Genomic DNA, 16,828 nt, shown 5'->3' with positions numbered 1-16,828 from the left:
TTCGGCCGGTCGTGGCAAGACACTCCCGGAAATGATCGTTTTCTGGGAGGACCCATGACCGTCCTGCGCACGCTCGCCGTGGTCTCCATCGCCGGCGCGGCGCTCACGGTGTCCGGGAGCCTGGGCGCGTACGGCTACTACTACGACCTGCAGTCGAGCATCCATCATGAGGATCCCGACGCGGCACTCGGCAAAGACCGGCCGAAGAAGCTGAACAAGTCGGTCAACGTGCTGCTCATCGGCTCGGATTCGCGCGCGGGCGCCAACGCCAAGTTCGGCCGCAGCCACCAGAACGAGGCGCCGAAGGCGGACACCGTGATCCTGGTGCATCTGGCGGCGGGCGGCGGACACGCCTACGGTGTCAGCCTTCCGCGCGACCTGATGGTGCCGATTCCGTCCTGCCCGACGAAGAGCGGCCGGACGCCGCCGCTCAGCCTCGCGATGTTCAACTCGGCGTTCGGCCGAGGCGGCCCGACCTGCACGATCACGACGGTCGAGAAGTTCACCGGCGTCCATGTCGACCACTTCATCGAGGTGAACTTCACCGGCTTCGAGGGCCTCACCGAGGCCGTCGGCGGCGTCCCGATCTGCCTGTCCAAGCCCGTCCACGACCGCCGTTCCGGCCTGAACCTGCCCAAGGGGAGGAGCGTCGTGAAGGGAGGGACGGCCCTGGCCTTCGTCCGCGCCCGCTACACGCTCGGGGACGGCACCGACACCCAGCGCATGAAGCGGCAGCAGCAGTTCATGGCCTCGTTCGCGCACCAGGCCATGACGGCGGGCGTGCTGACCAGCCCGTCCCGGCTGAACAAGCTGCTGACCTCGGGCGCCCGGTCGATGACGACCGACCGCGCCCTCAGCTTGTCGGAGATGCTGCGGCTCGCCCAGGGGATGCGCGGCATGTCGGCGGGCTCCCTGAAGTTCGCCACGCTGCCCTCGGCGCCCTGGGTCCGGAACCGGAACCGGGTCGCCATGACCCCGGCCGCCGCGCCCTTCCTCGCCGCCGTCCGCGAGGACCGCGATCCCATGGAGACGCTCAAGACCCGCCCGTCGGCACACCGTACGGCGCGTCCGGGCAAGGGGGCCGGGGCCGGGGCTCAGCAGCCTCCGCAGGGTGACGAGATCCGCGCGAGCGACGACATCTGCCGCAAGACCTGGGGCTGACCCGCGGACCGTCCGCGCGGGTCAGGTCTGCTTGAGGGGGTTGTAGTCGGCGGCGTCGACGCCGAACGTCCAGGCGACGCCCTCGCGCGCGGTACGCGTGGACGGCGGGACGCGCAGGTAGTACTGGCGGTAGGTGCCGTCCGGCTCGGGCGTCGAGTTGATCACCTCGACCATCACGATGTCCTCGTCGTTCCACAGGTCGATGCGCCAGAGCACACCCGTCTCGTCCTTGTGGACGGGCTTGGCGCCGGTCTCGGCGAGGTACCGGTCGTAGCCGAAGATCTCCAGCATGACCCGCCGAAGCTCGGCGTTCTCCTCCTGGCCGATGCGCTCGACGGTCAGGCCGGTCAGCGACGCGACGAAGTCGGATGGGATCGGCATGCCGCGCCAGGCGTGCAGCGCGAGGCCATCGGGGAAGGCCAGCGCCGGGCCGTCGCCCCGGTGCAGGCGGCCCGGCTCGTCCCGGTGCAGCTCGGACGGCCGCGCGGAGATGATCACGAGCCGCTCGTACGGCCACCACCAGCCCGCGTTCCGCGCCACGTCGGCGAGCCCGGGCGGCAGCGTGCCGAGCGCGTCGAACTGGGCCAGCCACGCCGCGTCGTGCTGGCCGAGGCCCGCGTCGAGGGTGGCCGCCCGCAGCACCGACTCGGCCCGCGAGCCCTCCTCACCGGCGAGGTCGCCGATCGCCTGGCGGATCCGGATCACCAGCTGCTGCACCCGGTCCCACAGCGGCGCGGCCGTGCGCGCCCAGGACCGTGCCCACTCCTGGGGCCCGAGCCGCTCGTACGCGGTGGTGCGCGCCGTCTCCCACGGACGCGTCCGGACGGTCTCGCGCACGCTCGCGCCCGCGTCTTCCAGCACGTTCGGCACGTCCAGCCCGGCTTCGCGCAGCACGTCGGCGTGCCCGGCGAGGACGGCGGCGACGAGCGCGCCCTGTGCGGGGGAGTCCACCCACAGGAACCGCTCCGGCGCGTCCAGACCGGCGGCGGTGTAGGCGGCGGTGACGCCCGCCTCGGCCTGCGCGCGGTCGCCCGGGCCGGTGGCGAACGCCGTCGCCTCCCAGGACAGCATCAGGTTCGCGTGGTCCAACTCGTTCACGGTCGGTTCTCCAAACAAGGGGGGTGGGAGGAAACAGGACGCGCAGAGGCGCGGGAACACGCCAAGAAAGCGCCAAGCCAAGAAAGCGCCAAGAAGAACGTGCGGAACGCGCCGTGGGACGCGCGGCGGGGTCCGAGCCAGGGCGAACGAGCCGCGGACGCGCGTGTCAGGAGGAAGCTGATCCAGCGCCAGTCACGCGAGCGGACCTCCGCCGCGGAGCGCATGTCAAGAGGGAAGCACGCGGGACCGGGACGGAACCGTCAGTCGGCGAGTCAGCCCCGGGCGGGGAGGTGCTCAACAACATCATCGCTGTTAGTCGGCGACGACGCGGACGGCGCCCGGCACGTACTCGCGCTGCCGGATCACGCGGTACCAGCCCTTGGGCAGCGAGATCGCCGCGTGCTCCTCGTGCCCGAGGCGGCCGCCACTCGGTAGGTGCAGGAAGTCCGGCGCGAGCGGGTTCGGATCGCGCAGCAGCTTCCCCTCGCAGGTCAGAGCATGCGCGTGGCCGGTGGCCTCGCCGAGCGCGAGGACCATGCGGCCCCGCCCGTCACGCGGTGCGGGCGGCAGCTCCCGGAGGGCCTGGGGCACCGCGTCCTCGGCCACCGGGACGATGAGGATGTCTCCCTGTCGGTACATGTCAACGACGCTAGACCGGCCCTCCGACATTTTCGCCGCACCCCATCTGACCAGCAAGAACGCCGCACATCAGGGCGTCGGGCCGACGGTCAGAAACCGCGGGTCCGGCGCGCCGCCGGACGGGCCCAGCGCCCCGACGCGCTCAGCCCGACGCTCTGGAACGCCCGGACGAGCTCGCCGCCGAGGTTGACGCCCGCGCCGAGCGCGAGCGCGACCGACAGGGCCGCGACCAGGCTCATCGCGCCCGGCTGCGGCGATCCCGTGTTCAGCTCGACCATCCCCCGGTACAGGAGCGTTCCGGGCAGCAGCGGCGAGATCGCCGGAACGATGTACGGCAGCGACGGGGCGTTCCGCCTGCGCGCGATCAGGCTCCCCAGCGAGCCGATGACGACGGCGGAGACCGCCGACGCGAGCACGGGCGTGACCTTCCAGCTCAGCAGCAGCACGTACAGGACCCAGATCAGCCCGCCACCCATCGCCGCCGGGATCAGCACGTTGCGCGGGACGGCGAGGAAGACCGCGAAAGTGAGCGCGACGACGGCCGCCGCGATGATCGGGATGGGCTTCATCAGGGCCGGCGCGGCCGTCATGTGCGCGACGTTGATGTTCACGTTCATCCGGACGGCCACATACACCACGACGCCGAGCCCGGCGACGATCGCGGCGATGATGAAGAACACCTCCAGCAACCGCGCGCCCGCGCTGACCAGGTCGCCGGTGATGCCGTCCTGGATGGACGCGACGAGCGGGCGGCCCGGCAGCAGCGCCAGGATCGACCCGGTCACGATCGTGGACGCGTGCGCCTCGTGGCCCGCCGCGATGACCAGCGCGGCGGCCGTCGCGGCGATTCCGGCGGCCACGGTCAGCTGGAAGAACTCGGCGATCCCCCGGCGCGCGAGCGCGGCGGCGGTGCGGTCGCTGATCAGCGTCGCCACGAACGCGGTCGCGGCGACCAGCGGCCCGCCGCCGACCAGCATCGACGCGGCCGCCGCGATCAGCCCGAGGGACACGACCATCAGCCATGCCGGGTAGGGCGCGCGGCCGCGCTTGATCTCGTTGAGCCGCGTGCGCGCGTCGTCCAGCTCCAGCATCCCGATGGACGCCTCCTGGACGAGCTTGTGCAGGGCGTCCAGCCGCCAGTAGGCCGGCGTCCGGCGCCGGATGGCGCGCGAGCCGGTCACGGGGGGCCCGCTGCCGGGGTGCGCCGACACCAGGATGGCGGTGAAGGTGACCTGGACCTCGGCGCGGGGCACCTCGTAGGCGACCGCGAGGCTCAGCGTCGCCTCGTTCACGCGTTCGGTGGACTCGCCGCTGGCCAGCATCAGCTCGCCGACCCGCAACGCAAGCTCGATCGCCCTGGGGTCGAAGGTCTCGCCGGGTTCGTCCTCAGGTGGTTCGGGAGGGTTCCCGTCCATCAGGACCAGCCAGCTCCGCCGCAAGCGTTCTACGGTCCGACCCATGCCCGAACAAACCCTCCCGCCCGGTTTTCACAATCTTGCTCGCAGGCTACCCATGCCTCACGAGTGCTATACCGTCCCGCCCCCATCGACCCCCATGCGTAGAACGTCGATCATGTCCTCGCTACGCTGGGTGATCAAGATCGCGTAGGGCCGTCCGCGGACGGCCCCGCGCGCCCACGGGACCGGAGGTGATCCGAACGTGCGCGTCGCGCTGTTCGTGACCTGCGTTAACGACACGCTCTTCCCGGGGACGGGACGGGCGACCGTGCGGCTGCTGGAGCGGCTCGGCTGCCGGGTCGAGTTCCCGGAGGCCCAGACCTGCTGTGGCCAAATGCACTTCAACACCGGCTATCGCGAGGACGCCGTTCCGCTCGCGTTGCGGGTCGGGGAGGTCTTCTCCGGCTACGACGCGGTGGTCATGCCGTCCGGCTCGTGCGCGGCCATGGTCCGCGAGTGGTACCCGACGCTGGGCGTGGACCCGCCCTCGGGCGTGTACGAGCTGTCGGAGTTCCTCGTGGACGTCATGAAGGTGGACGACGTCGGGGCCTATTTCCCGCACTCGGTCACCTACCACCCGACCTGTCATTCGCTGCGCTCCCTGCGCGTGGGAGACCGTCCCCATACGCTGCTCTCCGCCGTACGCGGCCTGACGCTGCTGCCCCTGGGCGGAGCCGACGAATGCTGCGGATTCGGCGGGACGTTCTCGCTGAAGAACCCCGCCGTGTCCGCGGCCATGGGTACCGACAAGGTCCGCCACGTGCTGGACACCGGCGCTGAGGTCCTGTGCGCCGCCGACAACTCCTGCCTGATGCACATCGGCGGGACGATCCGTCGCGAACGCGCGGGCGTACGAGTGATGCATCTGGCGCAGATCCTCGCCTCTACAGAGGAGGACCCGGCATGAGTTCGACCTTCGTCGGAATGCCGCCGTTCCCGAAGGCGGCGTCCAGGGCCGTGGGGAACGCCCAGCTGCGGCACAACCTGCACAAGGCCACGCACACGATCCGCGACAAACGCGCGGCCGTGGTGGCCGAACAGCCCGACTGGGCCGAACTGCGCGCCGCGGGCGCCGCCCTGAAGACCCGGGTCCTGCGCCACCTGGACCTGTACCTCGAGCAGTTGGAGGAGGCCGTCGAACGGGCGGGCGGACACGTCCACTGGGCCGCCGACGCCGCTGAGGCCAACCGCATCGTCCTCGGCCTCGTGCGCGCGACGGGGGAGACCGAGGTCGTCAAGGTCAAGTCCATGGCCACCCAGGAGATCGGCCTGAACGAGGCCCTGGCGGAGGAGGGGATCACCGCCTACGAGACCGATCTGGCCGAGCTGATCGTCCAGCTGGGGGACGACAGGCCCTCGCACATCCTCGTCCCGGCCATCCACCGCAACCGGGCGGAGATCCGGGAGATCTTCCAGCGCGCGATGGCGTCGTGGGGCCGTCCGGCTCCGGCCGACCTGAAGGACGACCCGCGCGCCCTGGCCGAGGCCGCGCGCCTGCACCTGCGCGAGCGGTTCCTGTCGGCGAAGGTCGGCATCTCCGGCGCCAACTTCGCGATCGCCGAGACCGGCACGCTCGTGGTGCTGGAGTCCGAGGGCAACGGCCGCATGTGCCTGACCCTCCCGGAAACCCTGATCTCGGTCGTCGGCATCGAGAAGCTCGTGCCCACGTGGCAGGACCTCGAAGTGTTCATGCAACTGCTCCCGCGTTCCTCCACGGGCGAGCGCATGAACCCCTACACGTCCATGTGGACCGGGGCCGCCGAAGGCCAGGAGTTCCATCTGATCCTCCTGGACAACGGCCGGACGAAGGTGCTGGCCGACGCCGTCGGACGCCAGGCGCTGCGCTGCATCCGCTGCTCGGCCTGCCTGAACGTGTGTCCCGTGTACGAGCGCGCAGGAGGCCACGCCTACGGCTCGGTCTACCCCGGGCCGATCGGCGCGATCCTGACGCCCCAGCTACGCGGCTTCAGCTCCGAGCTGGACGAGTCGCTTCCCTACGCGTCCACGCTCTGCGGAGCCTGCTACGACGTCTGCCCAGTGGCGATCAACATCCCGGAAGTGCTCCTCCACCTGCGCGCGAAGGTCGGCGCGTCGGGCGTGCACAGGGCCGAGAAACTGGCCATGGGCGCGGCCCGGCGGGTGCTCTCGTCCCCTGCGCTCCTGGCCGCCTCCCAACGAACGGCGGGACGCTTCCGAAGACTCACCCCGCGCCGTCTCCCGGGCCCCTTGGCGGCCTGGACGGACACCAGGGACATTCCAGCGCCCCCACCGCAGTCGTTCCGTGACTGGTGGGCTTCACGGGAGGAGGGACGGTAATGGGTTCACGAGAGACGATCCTCGTGCGCGTGCGTTCGGCGCTCGCCGACGTCCCCTTGGCCGAGACACCGGACAGCGTGCAGGTCCCGCGCGACTACCAGAGGACCAGATCCGGCCCCGACCTGATCGAACTGCTGCTGGACCGGCTCATGGACTACCGGGCCGCCGTCCACCTCGACACCCCGGTCGCCGACCTCGCGCGCGAGCGGGGACGCCTCATGGTCCCCTCCGGCGTCCCGGGGGAGTGGCTGTCCGGTGTGGACGTCGCCCGCGACGACCCGCCGCTCTCGCCCACCGAGCTCGATCGACTGGACGGCGTCCTCACAGGCTGCGCCGTGGCCATCGCCGAAACCGGCACGATCGTGCTCGACGGCGGCGCGGCCCAGGGCCGCCGGGCCCTGACCCTCGTCCCCGACTACCACCTGTGCGTGGTCCGCCGGGAACAGATCGTCCGAACCGTCCCGGAGGCCCTGGAACGCCTGGACCCGATGCTCCCGCTCACCTGGATCAGCGGCCCGTCCGCCACCAGCGACATCGAACTCGACCGCGTCGAGGGCGTCCACGGACCGCGCACCCTGGAGGTCGTCATCCTCTGACACATCCCCCGAGGCCAGGAGGCCGAACAAGTTTTCCACAGAACGCAGTTCTATTAGGGGGACGTCGGCGGCGGCTGGTACCAAGGAGGCATGACTGACGCGACGACGACCGACGCCCTCCGCGACGACGCGGAGCGCTGCCTGCGCGGCCTGGCCGGGCCGGGCGCCCGGCTCCGCGACGACCAGTGGACCGCCATCCGCGCCCTGGTCGTCGAACGCCGCCGCGCCCTGGTCGTCCAGCGCACCGGCTGGGGCAAGTCCGCGGTCTACTTCGTCGCCACCCGGCTGCTCCGCGACCGCGGCGCCGGCCCCACCGTGATCGTCTCCCCGCTGCTCGCCCTGATGCGCAACCAGATCGAGGCCGCCGAGCGCGCCGGCATCAGCGCCCGCACCGTCAACTCCGCCAACACCGACGCCTGGGACGCGGTCTTCGCCGAGGTCGAGGCGGGCGAGGTCGACGTCCTGCTGGTCAGCCCCGAACGCCTCAACAACCCCGACTTCCGCGACCAGGTCCTCCCCAAGCTCGCCGCCGGGGCCGGCCTCGTCGTGGTCGACGAGGCGCACTGCATCTCCGACTGGGGCCACGACTTCCGCCCCGACTACCGCCGCCTCCGCACCCTCCTCGCCGATCTCCCGCCCGGCATCCCCGTCCTCGCCACCACCGCCACCGCCAACGCCCGCGTCACCCAGGACGTCGCCGAGCAACTCGCCGGAGTCCGCCCCACCACCCCGTCCGACCCCCTGCCCGGCGAGAACGCCGCCGTCACGCCCCCGGCCCACGCCCCTTCGTCCGGGGCCGACGCGGCGGTGTCGGCCCTGGCCTCCGACGGAGCCCTGGTCCTGCGCGGATCACTCCAGCGCGACTCACTGCACCTGTCCGTGGTGGAGCTGCCCTCGGCCGACCAGCGGGTCGCCTGGCTCGGCGAGCAGCTCGACGCGCTGCCCGGCTCCGGCATCGTCTACACCCTCACCGTCGCCGCCGCCCATGAGATCGCCGGGTACCTGCGCGACCGCGGCTACGCCGTCGCCGCCTACTCCGGCCAGACCGACCCCGACGAGCGCCTCCAGGCCGAACGCGACCTGCTCGACAACAAGCTCAAGGCCCTGATCGCCACCAGCGCCCTCGGCATGGGCTTCGACAAGCCCGACCTCGGCTTCATCGTGCACGTCGGCGCGCCCCAGTCGCCGGTCGCCTACTACCAGCAGATCGGCCGCGCCGGCCGTGGCGTCGACCGCGCCGAGGTGATCCTCCTCCCCGGCCGGGAGGACCGAGACATCTGGGCCTACTTCGCCGGCCTCGCCTTCCCGCCCGAGCCGACCGTCCGCACCACGCTGGACGTGCTGTCCGCCGCGGGCAGGCCGCTGTCCACCTCCGCGCTCGAGCCGATGGTCGACCTCGGCCGCTCCCGCCTGGAGATGATGCTCAAGGTCCTGGACGTGGACGGCGCCGTCCACCGGGTCAAGGGCGGCTGGGAGGCCACCGGCCGCCCCTGGGCCTACGACCGCGCCCGGTACCAGCGCGTCGCCGCCGAGCGCGAGCGCGAGCAGCGCGCGATGCTCGACTACATCGCCTCCACCGGCTGCCGCGAGGAGTTCCTCCGCCGCCAGCTCGACGACCCGTCCGCCGTCCCCTGCGGCCGCTGCGACAACTGCACCGGCGTCCACCGCCCCGCCGAGGTCTCCGCCGAGGGCGCCGCGAGCGCCCGCGACCGCCTGCACCGCCCCGGCGTGGACGTCCAGCCCCGCCGCATGTGGCCCACCGGCGTCAAGGACGACCTGGGCGTCTCCGGCCGCATCCCCGCCACCGACCAGGCCGAGGAGGGCCGTGTCCTGGGGCGGCTCACCGACATCGGCTGGGGCAACCGCCTGCGCGCCCTGTTCGCCGACCAGGCCCCCGACACCGACGTCCCGCCGGACATGTTCGACGCCATGGTGAAGGTCCTCGCCGCCTGGGGCTGGAGCGCCCGCCCCGCCGCCGTCGTTTCCGTGGGCTCCCGCAGCCACCCCCGCCTCGTCACCAGTCTCGCCACCCGGCTCTCCGAGATCGGCCGCCTGCCCTACCTCGGCGAACTCACCCCTGTGGGCGACCCCACCCCGAGACGCCACAACAGCGCCCAACGCCTCCGCTCCGTCTGGTCCGACCTCACCCTCTCCGACGACCTCGCCGCCGCCGTGGCCCAGGCCGAAGGCCCCATCCTCCTGGTGGACGACCGCATCGACACCGGCTGGACCATGACCGTCGCCACCCGCCTCCTCCGCCGAGCCGGAGCCCCAGCCGTCCTCCCCCTCGCCCTGGCCGTCCCCTCCTGACCAGCCCACCGACGGAGGAGCCCTCGCCAGACCCTTCGGCGCGACCAGAAGGTCTTCATCAGGTCCTTCGAGCCCCGGGGCCTGCACCTCCGGTGTCGGCGAAGACCTCCGTGCACACCGGCCTCCTCAAAGCGGCCTGCCGACCGCGCTGAGCGGGGCCCTCCGGCCAGGCCTCGTCTCGAGGCGGGCCATGCCACGCGAGGCGGGCCATGCCACGCGAGGCGGGCCATGCCACGCGAGGCGGGCCATGCCACGCGAGGCGAGGCCATGCCACGCGAGGCAAGGCTCGGTCCGGCAAGGCTCGGTCCGGCAAGGCCTGGTCCGGCCTGGTCCGGCAAGGCCCGGCAAGGCCCGGCAAGGCCCGGCAAGGCCCGGCAAGGCCCGGCAAGGCCCGGCAAGGCCCGGCAAGGCCCGGCAAGGCCCGGCGAGGCCCGGCCCGGCCCAGCAAGGCCAGGCCAGGCAGGTCGGGTCGGGCCGGGCAAGCGTGACGGGCCTGCTGGCCCGCTCGGCGTTCAAGCCGGGCGACTCGACCGATTCCAGGCGGGAGAGGGTGTGATCGAATAGATTTTCGACCATGATTCCGGGGCTGCTGTGCACCCATGACTGGCTGGACGAGGACGGCCGGCGGCGGTTGATGGCGGACATCGATGCCGCGGCCTGGTCGTCACCACTCCGGCGGCGCGTCCAGCACTATGGGCACCACTACGACTACGGACGTCGGGGTGTGGACGACACCCCGGCGCCGCCGCTGCCCCCATGGGCGGCGGCCCTGGCCGGTCGGCTGCACGAGGACGGCCACTTCGACCGCACGCCCGACCAGGTGATCGTGAACGAGTACCTGCCTGGCCAGGGCATCAGCGCCCACGTCGACCACGTCCCGACCTTCGGTCCGGTCGTCGCGTCGATCAGCCTGCTGTCGAGCTGCGTCATGGACTTCGTCCACCCAGAGGACGAGACGCGCGTCCCGGTGCGGCTCGCCCCGGGCACCCTGTGCGTCATGTCCGGCCCGGCGCGTTTCACCTGGCGGCACGCTATCGCCGCCCGCAAGACCGACCCCGCCCCCACCGGACGAGTGCCCCGCGGCCGACGAGTATCTGTGACCTTCCGGACGGTCCTCTGACCGCTTGGCCGGACGATCCGCGAATTCGCCACGACGGGGACGGCCCCGGCCCAGACGCTCCGCCGGCCGCACCCGAGGAGCGAGAAGCCCCAGTCGGTCGCAAGGCGGTCGGCCGCAGAGCAGCCGGCGGCTCGCGGCGACGCCGGGGAGGTCGGCGTCGATGGGGAATCGCGGGTGACTGTAGCTTGCCGCTGTGGCAAATGATGTTGAACTGGTGATTTTCGACTGCGACGGCGTTCTGGTGGACAGTGAGCCCATCGCGGTGCGGGTGCATTCGGCGGTGCTGACCGAGCTGGGCTGGCCGGTGAGCCGGCAGGAGGTCATGGAGCGGTTCGTGGGGCGTTCCACCGCGTCCATCAACGAGATGATCGAGGCGGAGCTCGGGCCCGAGCTGACCGCCGAGGCGGAGCGCCGGTTCAAGCGGCTCCACGCCGAGGCGGTGGACACCGAGCTCGTCACCGTCCAGGGCATCGAGGAGGCCCTGGACGGCATCGGGCTCCCGTTCTGCGTGGCGTCCAGCGGCAGCCACGACAAGATGCGGCACACGCTGGGCCGCACCGGCCTGTACTCGCGTTTCGAGGGACGGATCTTCAGCGCGACGCAGGTCGCGCGGGGCAAGCCGGAACCCGACCTGTTCCTTTTCGCCGCCGCGCAGATGGGCGTGAAGCCGGAGGCGTGCGTGGTGGTCGAGGACAGCAGGTTCGGAGTCCAGGCCGCGCGTGCCGCCGGGATGCGCTCGTTCGGCTTCGCGGGCGGCCTCACCCCCGCCGACTGGCTCGAGGGCCCCGGGACGGTCGTCTTCGAGGACATGCGAAAGCTGCCGGAACTCATCGTCCAGCTGCCCCTGGCAACCTGACGTTCCCCGGCCCCGGCAACCTGACGTTCCCGTCTACGGCGGATTGACGCTCCGCCCTCGGCGGGCTGACGTCTCCGCCCTTGGCGGGCTGACGTCTCCGCCCTCGGCGGGCTCACGTCTCCGGCCCTGGGCTGGCCTTCTCATCCAGGTGGTCAGCCCGGAGCTACGCCCTCACCAGCGCCCCACACCCTCCCGTCCCACAACCTGTCGTCACGCATCTGCGGGAGTGCGCTCGCAGGACGTCGGATCAGAGGGCTGGGGTGGTGAGGAGTTCGGCCAGGTGGTCGACGGCGGCGATGATCGCGTCGAGGTCGGGGCCGGTGCGGGCGACGGTGAAGCCGTGACGGCGGGCCCAGAAGGCGGCCTGGACGGCGTGGAGCTGGGCCCAGCGCTGGACGCGGTCGCGGTCCAGCTCAGCGGACTCGGCGAAGACGTCCAGGGCGCGGTCGAAGGCCCGGACGTGGTCGTCCGCCTGGAGGAGTGAAAGCGCCCGCGACTTGAGCAGCGCGCCGACGTCGTAGGCGGGGTCTCCCGCGAGACCCTTGGGATCGATGGCCAGCCAGGGTTCGCGGTCGGCCCGCAGGATGTTCCTGGCGTGCAGGTCGCCGTGCACCAGGGTGTCCGGCTGGGTTCCGCCCAGGCCTTCCGCGGTCGCGATCGCGACGTCCACGATGCGGTCCGGCAGGTTGTGAGGCAGTTGCTCGGCGTCCTTGCGCAGCTGGTCGGCCCAGGCGGGAGCCTGGTCCCGCAGCCGGGGGAGGTGCGGGGGAGCCGGGACGGCGAGGCGGCGCCCGATCCGGCCCGCGATCCGGATGATCTGCTCGTCGTCCTCGAGAGAGGCCAACGTGGACGAAGAGGCACGTTCCAGGAGAAGTCCGAATCGGGCATCGTCGCGCTCGTGGAGCCGGACGGCCCCGCGGCCGGCCCAAGCGGCGAAGGCATCCGGTTCGTGCACGTTTCCGGGATGAGGGAACGACACCTTCAGGACGGCCGGCCCGTCCGGCGCGAGCACCGGGACGATCACCGCCACGGCCCCGTGCGTGACCTCGCCGTCCGGGACGCAGTCCCAACGGGCGAGCAGCTCGTCCACGATCAGGGGCAGTTCGGCGAGCCAGCGGGATCCCGGCTCGCCCTCGCGCGCGACGGTGCCGTCCGCGAGCGCCTGGGGTACTTCGATCATCTGAGCACCCTATGCACAGACGGCCGCGACGGTCAGCGGATCGGGTTGTCCTGGACGTCCAGCGAGGGACGGGCGCCGAGGTGCTGAAGGGCCTGGGCGGCCAGGCGGTTGCCCGCCGACAGGGCCTCGGCCGGGGGCTTGCCGTCCAGCCAGGCGGGGAGGAAGCCGGCGACGAAGGCGTCACCCGCGCCGGTGCCGTCCACGATCTTCTCGACCGGGTCGGCGGCGACGGTGATCGCGTCCGGACGGCCGTTGGTGTACCAGAGCGAGCCCTCGGCGCCGTTCTTGATCACGACCTGGGGGTACCAGGCGGTCAGCACCTTGGCGGCGGCCTCGGGGTTGTCGCGGCCGGTGAGGACCTCGGCCTCGGCGGCGTTGAGGACCAGCAGGCGCGCGCCCTGCGTCCACTCCAGGAACGGCTCGGCGCCCATCCGCTTGAGCGGCGAGGACGACGCGCCGTCCACCGACACCGACATCTGCGCCTGGCGGGCGAGGTCGAGCGCGTGGATCGCGGCCTTCCGGGAGCCCTCGTTGATCAGCGAGTAGCCGGACAGGTGGAGGTGCACGCCCTGGACGAACAGGTCCTTGCAGCGCTCGACGTCCTCGGGGAGCAGCGCGCTGTTGGCCCCGGGGTCGGACAGCATGGTGCGGTCGCCCTTGTGCGTGACCAGGACGACGCAGGTGCCGGTCGCGCGCTCGGAGTCCATCACGAGGCGGGCGTCGACGCCCGAGCCCATCAGCTCCATGTCGCGGTTGCGTCCCGCGATGTCGGATCCGCGGCGGCCGACGAACGCGACCTCGGCGCCTTCCATCGCGAGCCAGGCGGCGACGTTGGCGCCGGACCCGCCACCATGGCTGGTGACGGCCGCGGGTGTGTCGCTGCCCTTGGCGAGGGGGAAGGCGGCACGTGCCACGGTGTCGGTCATCAGGTCGCCAACCACGACTACCCGGGTCATGGGGTCATCACCTCGATCAACACGGCCCGCAGCGCGGCGGAGTGGGCGTATGCAGGGCGTAGGGCGGAGTTCGCACGGGCAGGGTAGGCACGACCGTAACAGCTCTTGACCTCCGATGAGGTCTCGAACGCGCTGCGATGCCCAGGGCGCGTGGCTTCACACCACCCGGACCGGTGCATTCACGGTCGAGGCGGACGCGTGTCACACGGACCCGTGGCCTAGTCTCGGGGGCGTGAGCGGGGAGAGCAAGCGGGAGCATCCGGACCAGCGGGATCTTCCTGACGGCCGGGACTATCCCGACCATTGGGAGGCCGATGTCGTCCTCACCGACGGCGGGACGGCGCATTTGCGGCCGATCCGTCCGGAGGACGCCGATCTGCTCCGGTCCTTCTATGCGCGGCTGTCGGCCGAGACGATCTACTACCGCTTCTTCTCGCCCCGTCCTCATCTGTCCGACCGTGAGATCCGGCACTTCACCACCGTCGACCATGATCGCCGGGTCGGGCTGATCGCCACGATCGGCGGCGACATGGTGGCGGTCGTCCGGTACGACCGGCTCAATGACCGTCCCGGGACGGCCGAGGTCGCCTTCCTGGTCGAGGACGCGCACCAGGGCCGCGGTCTCGGGGCCGTCCTGCTGGAGCACATCGCCGCCGCCGCCCGCGAGCGCGGCGTGCACCGGTTCGTGGCCAGCGTGCTGCCCGACAACCGGCGGATGACCCGGGTCTTCCGCGAGGCCGGCTACCGGGCCGAGCAGAGCTTCGAGGACGGGGTGATCGAGCTCGTCCTCGACCTGGAGCCCACGGAGACCTCGGTGGAGGTCACGTCCGCGCGCGAGCACCGGGCCGAGGCTCGGTCCATCCAGCGGCTCATGACACCTCGTTCGGTGGCCGTCGTGGGCGCCAGCCGGGCTGAGCACAGTGTGGGGCAGACCGTCCTGCGGAACCTGCTGGGCGGGGACTTCAGCGGGCCCATCTACCCGGTGCACCCGACCGCCAAGGCCGTCGCGGGCGTGCGCGCGTACGAGTCGGTCCTGGACATCCCGGACGAGGTCGACCTTGCTGTTGTGGCCGTCCGGGCCAATGCCGTGCACGAGGTTGTCGAACAGTGTGCGAACAAGGGCGTCCACGGGCTGGTCGTGGTTTCGTCGGGATTCGGCGAGGCGGGTCCTGAAGGACGAGCGCGGCAGGAGGAACTCGTCCGGCTGGCTCGTGCCTGGGGGATGCGTGTAGTCGGGCCCAACTGCCTTGGCATCGCCAACACCGATCCTGAGTTCCGCCTTAACGCGACCCTCGCGCCGACCCTGCCAGGGCGCGGCCCAGTCGGGTTCTTCTCGCAATCTGGTGCGCTGGGTACGGCCATCCTCCAGCGGACGGCCGAACGTGGTCTCGGCCTGTCCTCGTTCGTTTCTGCCGGAAACCGGGCGGATGTCTCCGGCAACGACCTCATGCAGTACTGGGAAGAGGATCCGGCCACCAAGGCCGTCCTGCTCTACCTGGAGTCCCTGGGAAACCCGCGCAAGTTCGCGCGTCTGGCCAGGCGGCTGTCCCGGCGTAAGCCGATCGTCGCAGTCAAGAGCGGACGCGGTACGCAGGGCGTCCCGCTGGGGCACGCCGCGCGCGCGTTGAGCCTGCCCGACCACGCGGTGAGCGCGCTGTTCGCGCAGGCGGGCGTGATCCGGGTCGAGGACCTTTCCGAGCTGTTCGACGTCGCGCAGCTGCTGGCCTATCAGCCGCTCCCCGCCGGGGACCGCATCGCCATCATCGACAACAGCGACTCGCTGGGACTGCTCGCACAGGACGCGGCCGTCGCCCTCGGCCTGCGCGTCCGCCCTCCGGTCGACCTGGGGCCCCTCGCCGACGCGGACGCGTACGAGGCGGCCCTCGCGGCCGCGCTGCGCGACGAGAACGTGGACGCCGTCGTCGCGCTGTTCACCCCGCCCACGATCGGCGGCTACGACCTCCGGGTCCCCCAGAAGATCCTCAGGCTCGCCGCCGGATCGTCCAAGCCGATCGTGGCGACCTACCTGGGGTCCAAGGGCATGCCCTCCGACCTGCGGATCAACGCTCCGGACGGGAGCGCGGCCGCCGGGTCGGTCCCGTCCTATCCGGCCCCGGAGGACGCCGTCCGGGCGCTGGCCTACGTGATCCGGTACGCGCAGTGGCGGCAGCGCCCGCACGGCCGGGTCTCCGACCTGGTCACCGCGGAGGACCGCCGCCGTGCCCGCGCGCTCGTCGGAAGCTGGCTGGATGACCTGCCCGGCGACGCCGCCCCGCTCAGGGCCACGCGCGCGCAGGCGGCCGAGCTCCTGGCCTGCTACGGCGTCCAACTGGCGGATCTGGACGTGGCCGCCGCTCCCCGGCGGCTGGACGACGCCGAGGAGGGCCCTCGCGGGGCTGAGGTGGACCGTGACGGCCCGGGAGTGCCCGTCCGGATCGTGACCTCGGAGGACTCGTCGTTCGGCGCCGTGGTGTCGTTCGGGCTCGCGGACGAGACCGCCGCGCTGCTGGACGACCGCGCCTACCGGCTCGCGCCGCTCACCGACGCCGAGTCCGCCGAGATGATCCGCGCCATCCGGACGGCGCCCCTGCTGCTCGGCCACCGGGGCGCGGAGCCGGTGGCCGTCCCGGCCCTGGAGGACCTGCTGCAGCGGGTCTCCAGGCTCGGCGACGACCTGCCGGAGGTCGCCCGGCTGGAGCTGAACCCGGTGATCGCGGACGCCTCCGGAGTGTCGGTGCAAGGCGTCCGCTTGCTGCTGCAACGACCCATGGGACCGCGCCCCGAACTCGGTCCACGCCGCCTGGGCTAGGGCGTGTTTCAAAGCCACCTGGCCGCCGCTCGCCACGGGCGCCGACCTTGAGACACGCCCCAGGCCCTCCCGGGCCCGGGCGTCAGGACGGCGGCCCCGGCGCCGGGCCGGGGTCCGGCGGGACCGGATCCGGCGGCGGGCCGGGTGGGATCGGGTCCGGCGCGGGCCCGGGCGGGACGGGGCCGGGGGACGGTGGGGGCGGCCCTGGGGCCGGCTCGGGAGGCGGGACGGGCGGGGGCGGCATGGGGGCCGGCTCGGGACCGGGCCGCGGGATCGGCTGCGGTGAAGGAAGTGGATCTCTGTCGGTCATGTCCCCATCCGTACCCAGGA

Annotated in this window: 13 protein-coding genes; 8 read left to right on the top strand and 5 right to left on the bottom strand. The window is 72.1% G+C overall.

Translation table 11 applies throughout. The annotated features are described in order from the left end of the window. Window positions 1-54: 54 nt before the first annotated feature. Window positions 55-1,161, top strand: coding sequence for an LCP family protein (locus AB0L06_RS22775; protein WP_500233070.1), 1,107 nt, complete (start codon window positions 55-57; stop codon window positions 1,159-1,161). 21 nt (window positions 1,162-1,182) lie between these two features. On the opposite strand, the gene AB0L06_RS22770 is transcribed toward AB0L06_RS22775, so the two are convergent. From AB0L06_RS22770 to AB0L06_RS22760, 3 genes are all read right to left on the bottom strand, one after another. Continuing rightward, entirely contained in the window at window positions 1,183-2,259 is a 1,077-nt protein-coding gene (locus AB0L06_RS22770; RefSeq protein WP_500233069.1) for a DUF6745 domain-containing protein, read from the bottom strand. Between the two features lie 312 nt (window positions 2,260-2,571). Next, window positions 2,572-2,898, bottom strand: a complete 327-nt coding sequence (locus AB0L06_RS22765) for a DUF8820 family protein (protein WP_500233068.1) — start codon at window positions 2,896-2,898, stop codon at window positions 2,572-2,574. A gap of 89 nt (window positions 2,899-2,987) precedes the next feature. After that, a complete protein-coding gene (locus AB0L06_RS22760; protein ID WP_500233067.1) occupies window positions 2,988-4,337 on the bottom strand; it encodes a threonine/serine exporter family protein in 1,350 nt (449 codons plus the stop codon). Window positions 4,338-4,557: 220 nt separating this feature from the next. On the opposite strand from AB0L06_RS22760, the gene AB0L06_RS22755 reads away from it, so the two are divergent. The 6 genes from AB0L06_RS22755 to AB0L06_RS22730 all read left to right on the top strand — a co-directional run bounded on the left by AB0L06_RS22755 (window position 4,558) and on the right by AB0L06_RS22730 (window position 11,553). Then, the gene (locus AB0L06_RS22755; protein ID WP_500233066.1) at window positions 4,558-5,262 is read left to right on the top strand and encodes a (Fe-S)-binding protein; all 705 of its coding nucleotides are present in this window, start codon (window positions 4,558-4,560) and stop codon (window positions 5,260-5,262) included. After that, a complete protein-coding gene (locus AB0L06_RS22750) occupies window positions 5,259-6,671 on the top strand; it encodes a LutB/LldF family L-lactate oxidation iron-sulfur protein (protein ID WP_500233065.1) in 1,413 nt (470 codons plus the stop codon). The genes AB0L06_RS22755 and AB0L06_RS22750 overlap by 4 nt, the downstream gene beginning before the upstream one ends. Next, window positions 6,671-7,267 carry a LutC/YkgG family protein gene (locus tag AB0L06_RS22745; RefSeq protein WP_500233064.1) on the top strand — a complete coding sequence of 199 codons (597 nt, stop codon included), beginning with the start codon at window positions 6,671-6,673 and terminating at the stop codon, window positions 7,265-7,267. The genes AB0L06_RS22750 and AB0L06_RS22745 overlap by 1 nt, the downstream gene beginning before the upstream one ends. 90 nt (window positions 7,268-7,357) lie before the next feature. Then, a complete protein-coding gene (locus tag AB0L06_RS22740; protein ID WP_500233063.1) occupies window positions 7,358-9,577 on the top strand; it encodes a RecQ family ATP-dependent DNA helicase in 2,220 nt (739 codons plus the stop codon). A 574-nt stretch (window positions 9,578-10,151) separates the two neighbouring features. Then, the gene (locus tag AB0L06_RS22735; protein ID WP_500233062.1) at window positions 10,152-10,697 is read left to right on the top strand and encodes an alpha-ketoglutarate-dependent dioxygenase AlkB; all 546 of its coding nucleotides are present in this window, start codon (window positions 10,152-10,154) and stop codon (window positions 10,695-10,697) included. 193 nt (window positions 10,698-10,890) lie between these two features. Further along, window positions 10,891-11,553 carry an HAD family hydrolase gene (locus AB0L06_RS22730; protein ID WP_500233061.1) on the top strand — a complete coding sequence of 221 codons (663 nt, stop codon included), beginning with the start codon at window positions 10,891-10,893 and terminating at the stop codon, window positions 11,551-11,553. Window positions 11,554-11,800: 247 nt separating this feature from the next. On the opposite strand, the gene AB0L06_RS22725 is transcribed toward AB0L06_RS22730, so the two are convergent. Then, window positions 11,801-12,733, bottom strand: a complete 933-nt coding sequence (locus AB0L06_RS22725; protein WP_500233060.1) for an aminoglycoside phosphotransferase family protein — start codon at window positions 12,731-12,733, stop codon at window positions 11,801-11,803. 32 nt (window positions 12,734-12,765) lie between these two features. Then, a complete protein-coding gene (locus AB0L06_RS22720; protein ID WP_500233059.1) occupies window positions 12,766-13,689 on the bottom strand; it encodes a carbohydrate kinase family protein in 924 nt (307 codons plus the stop codon). Between the two features lie 232 nt (window positions 13,690-13,921). On the opposite strand from AB0L06_RS22720, the gene AB0L06_RS22715 reads away from it, so the two are divergent. Continuing rightward, the gene (locus AB0L06_RS22715) at window positions 13,922-16,498 is read left to right on the top strand and encodes a bifunctional acetate--CoA ligase family protein/GNAT family N-acetyltransferase (protein ID WP_500233058.1); all 2,577 of its coding nucleotides are present in this window, start codon (window positions 13,922-13,924) and stop codon (window positions 16,496-16,498) included. The last annotated feature ends 330 nt before the right edge of the window (window positions 16,499-16,828 follow it).

The organism is Spirillospora sp. NPDC052269 (assembly GCF_040679435.1).
Classification (GTDB): Bacteria; Actinomycetota; Actinomycetes; order Streptosporangiales; family Streptosporangiaceae; genus Spirillospora.
This window is presented reverse-complemented; position numbering and strand designations above follow the sequence as displayed.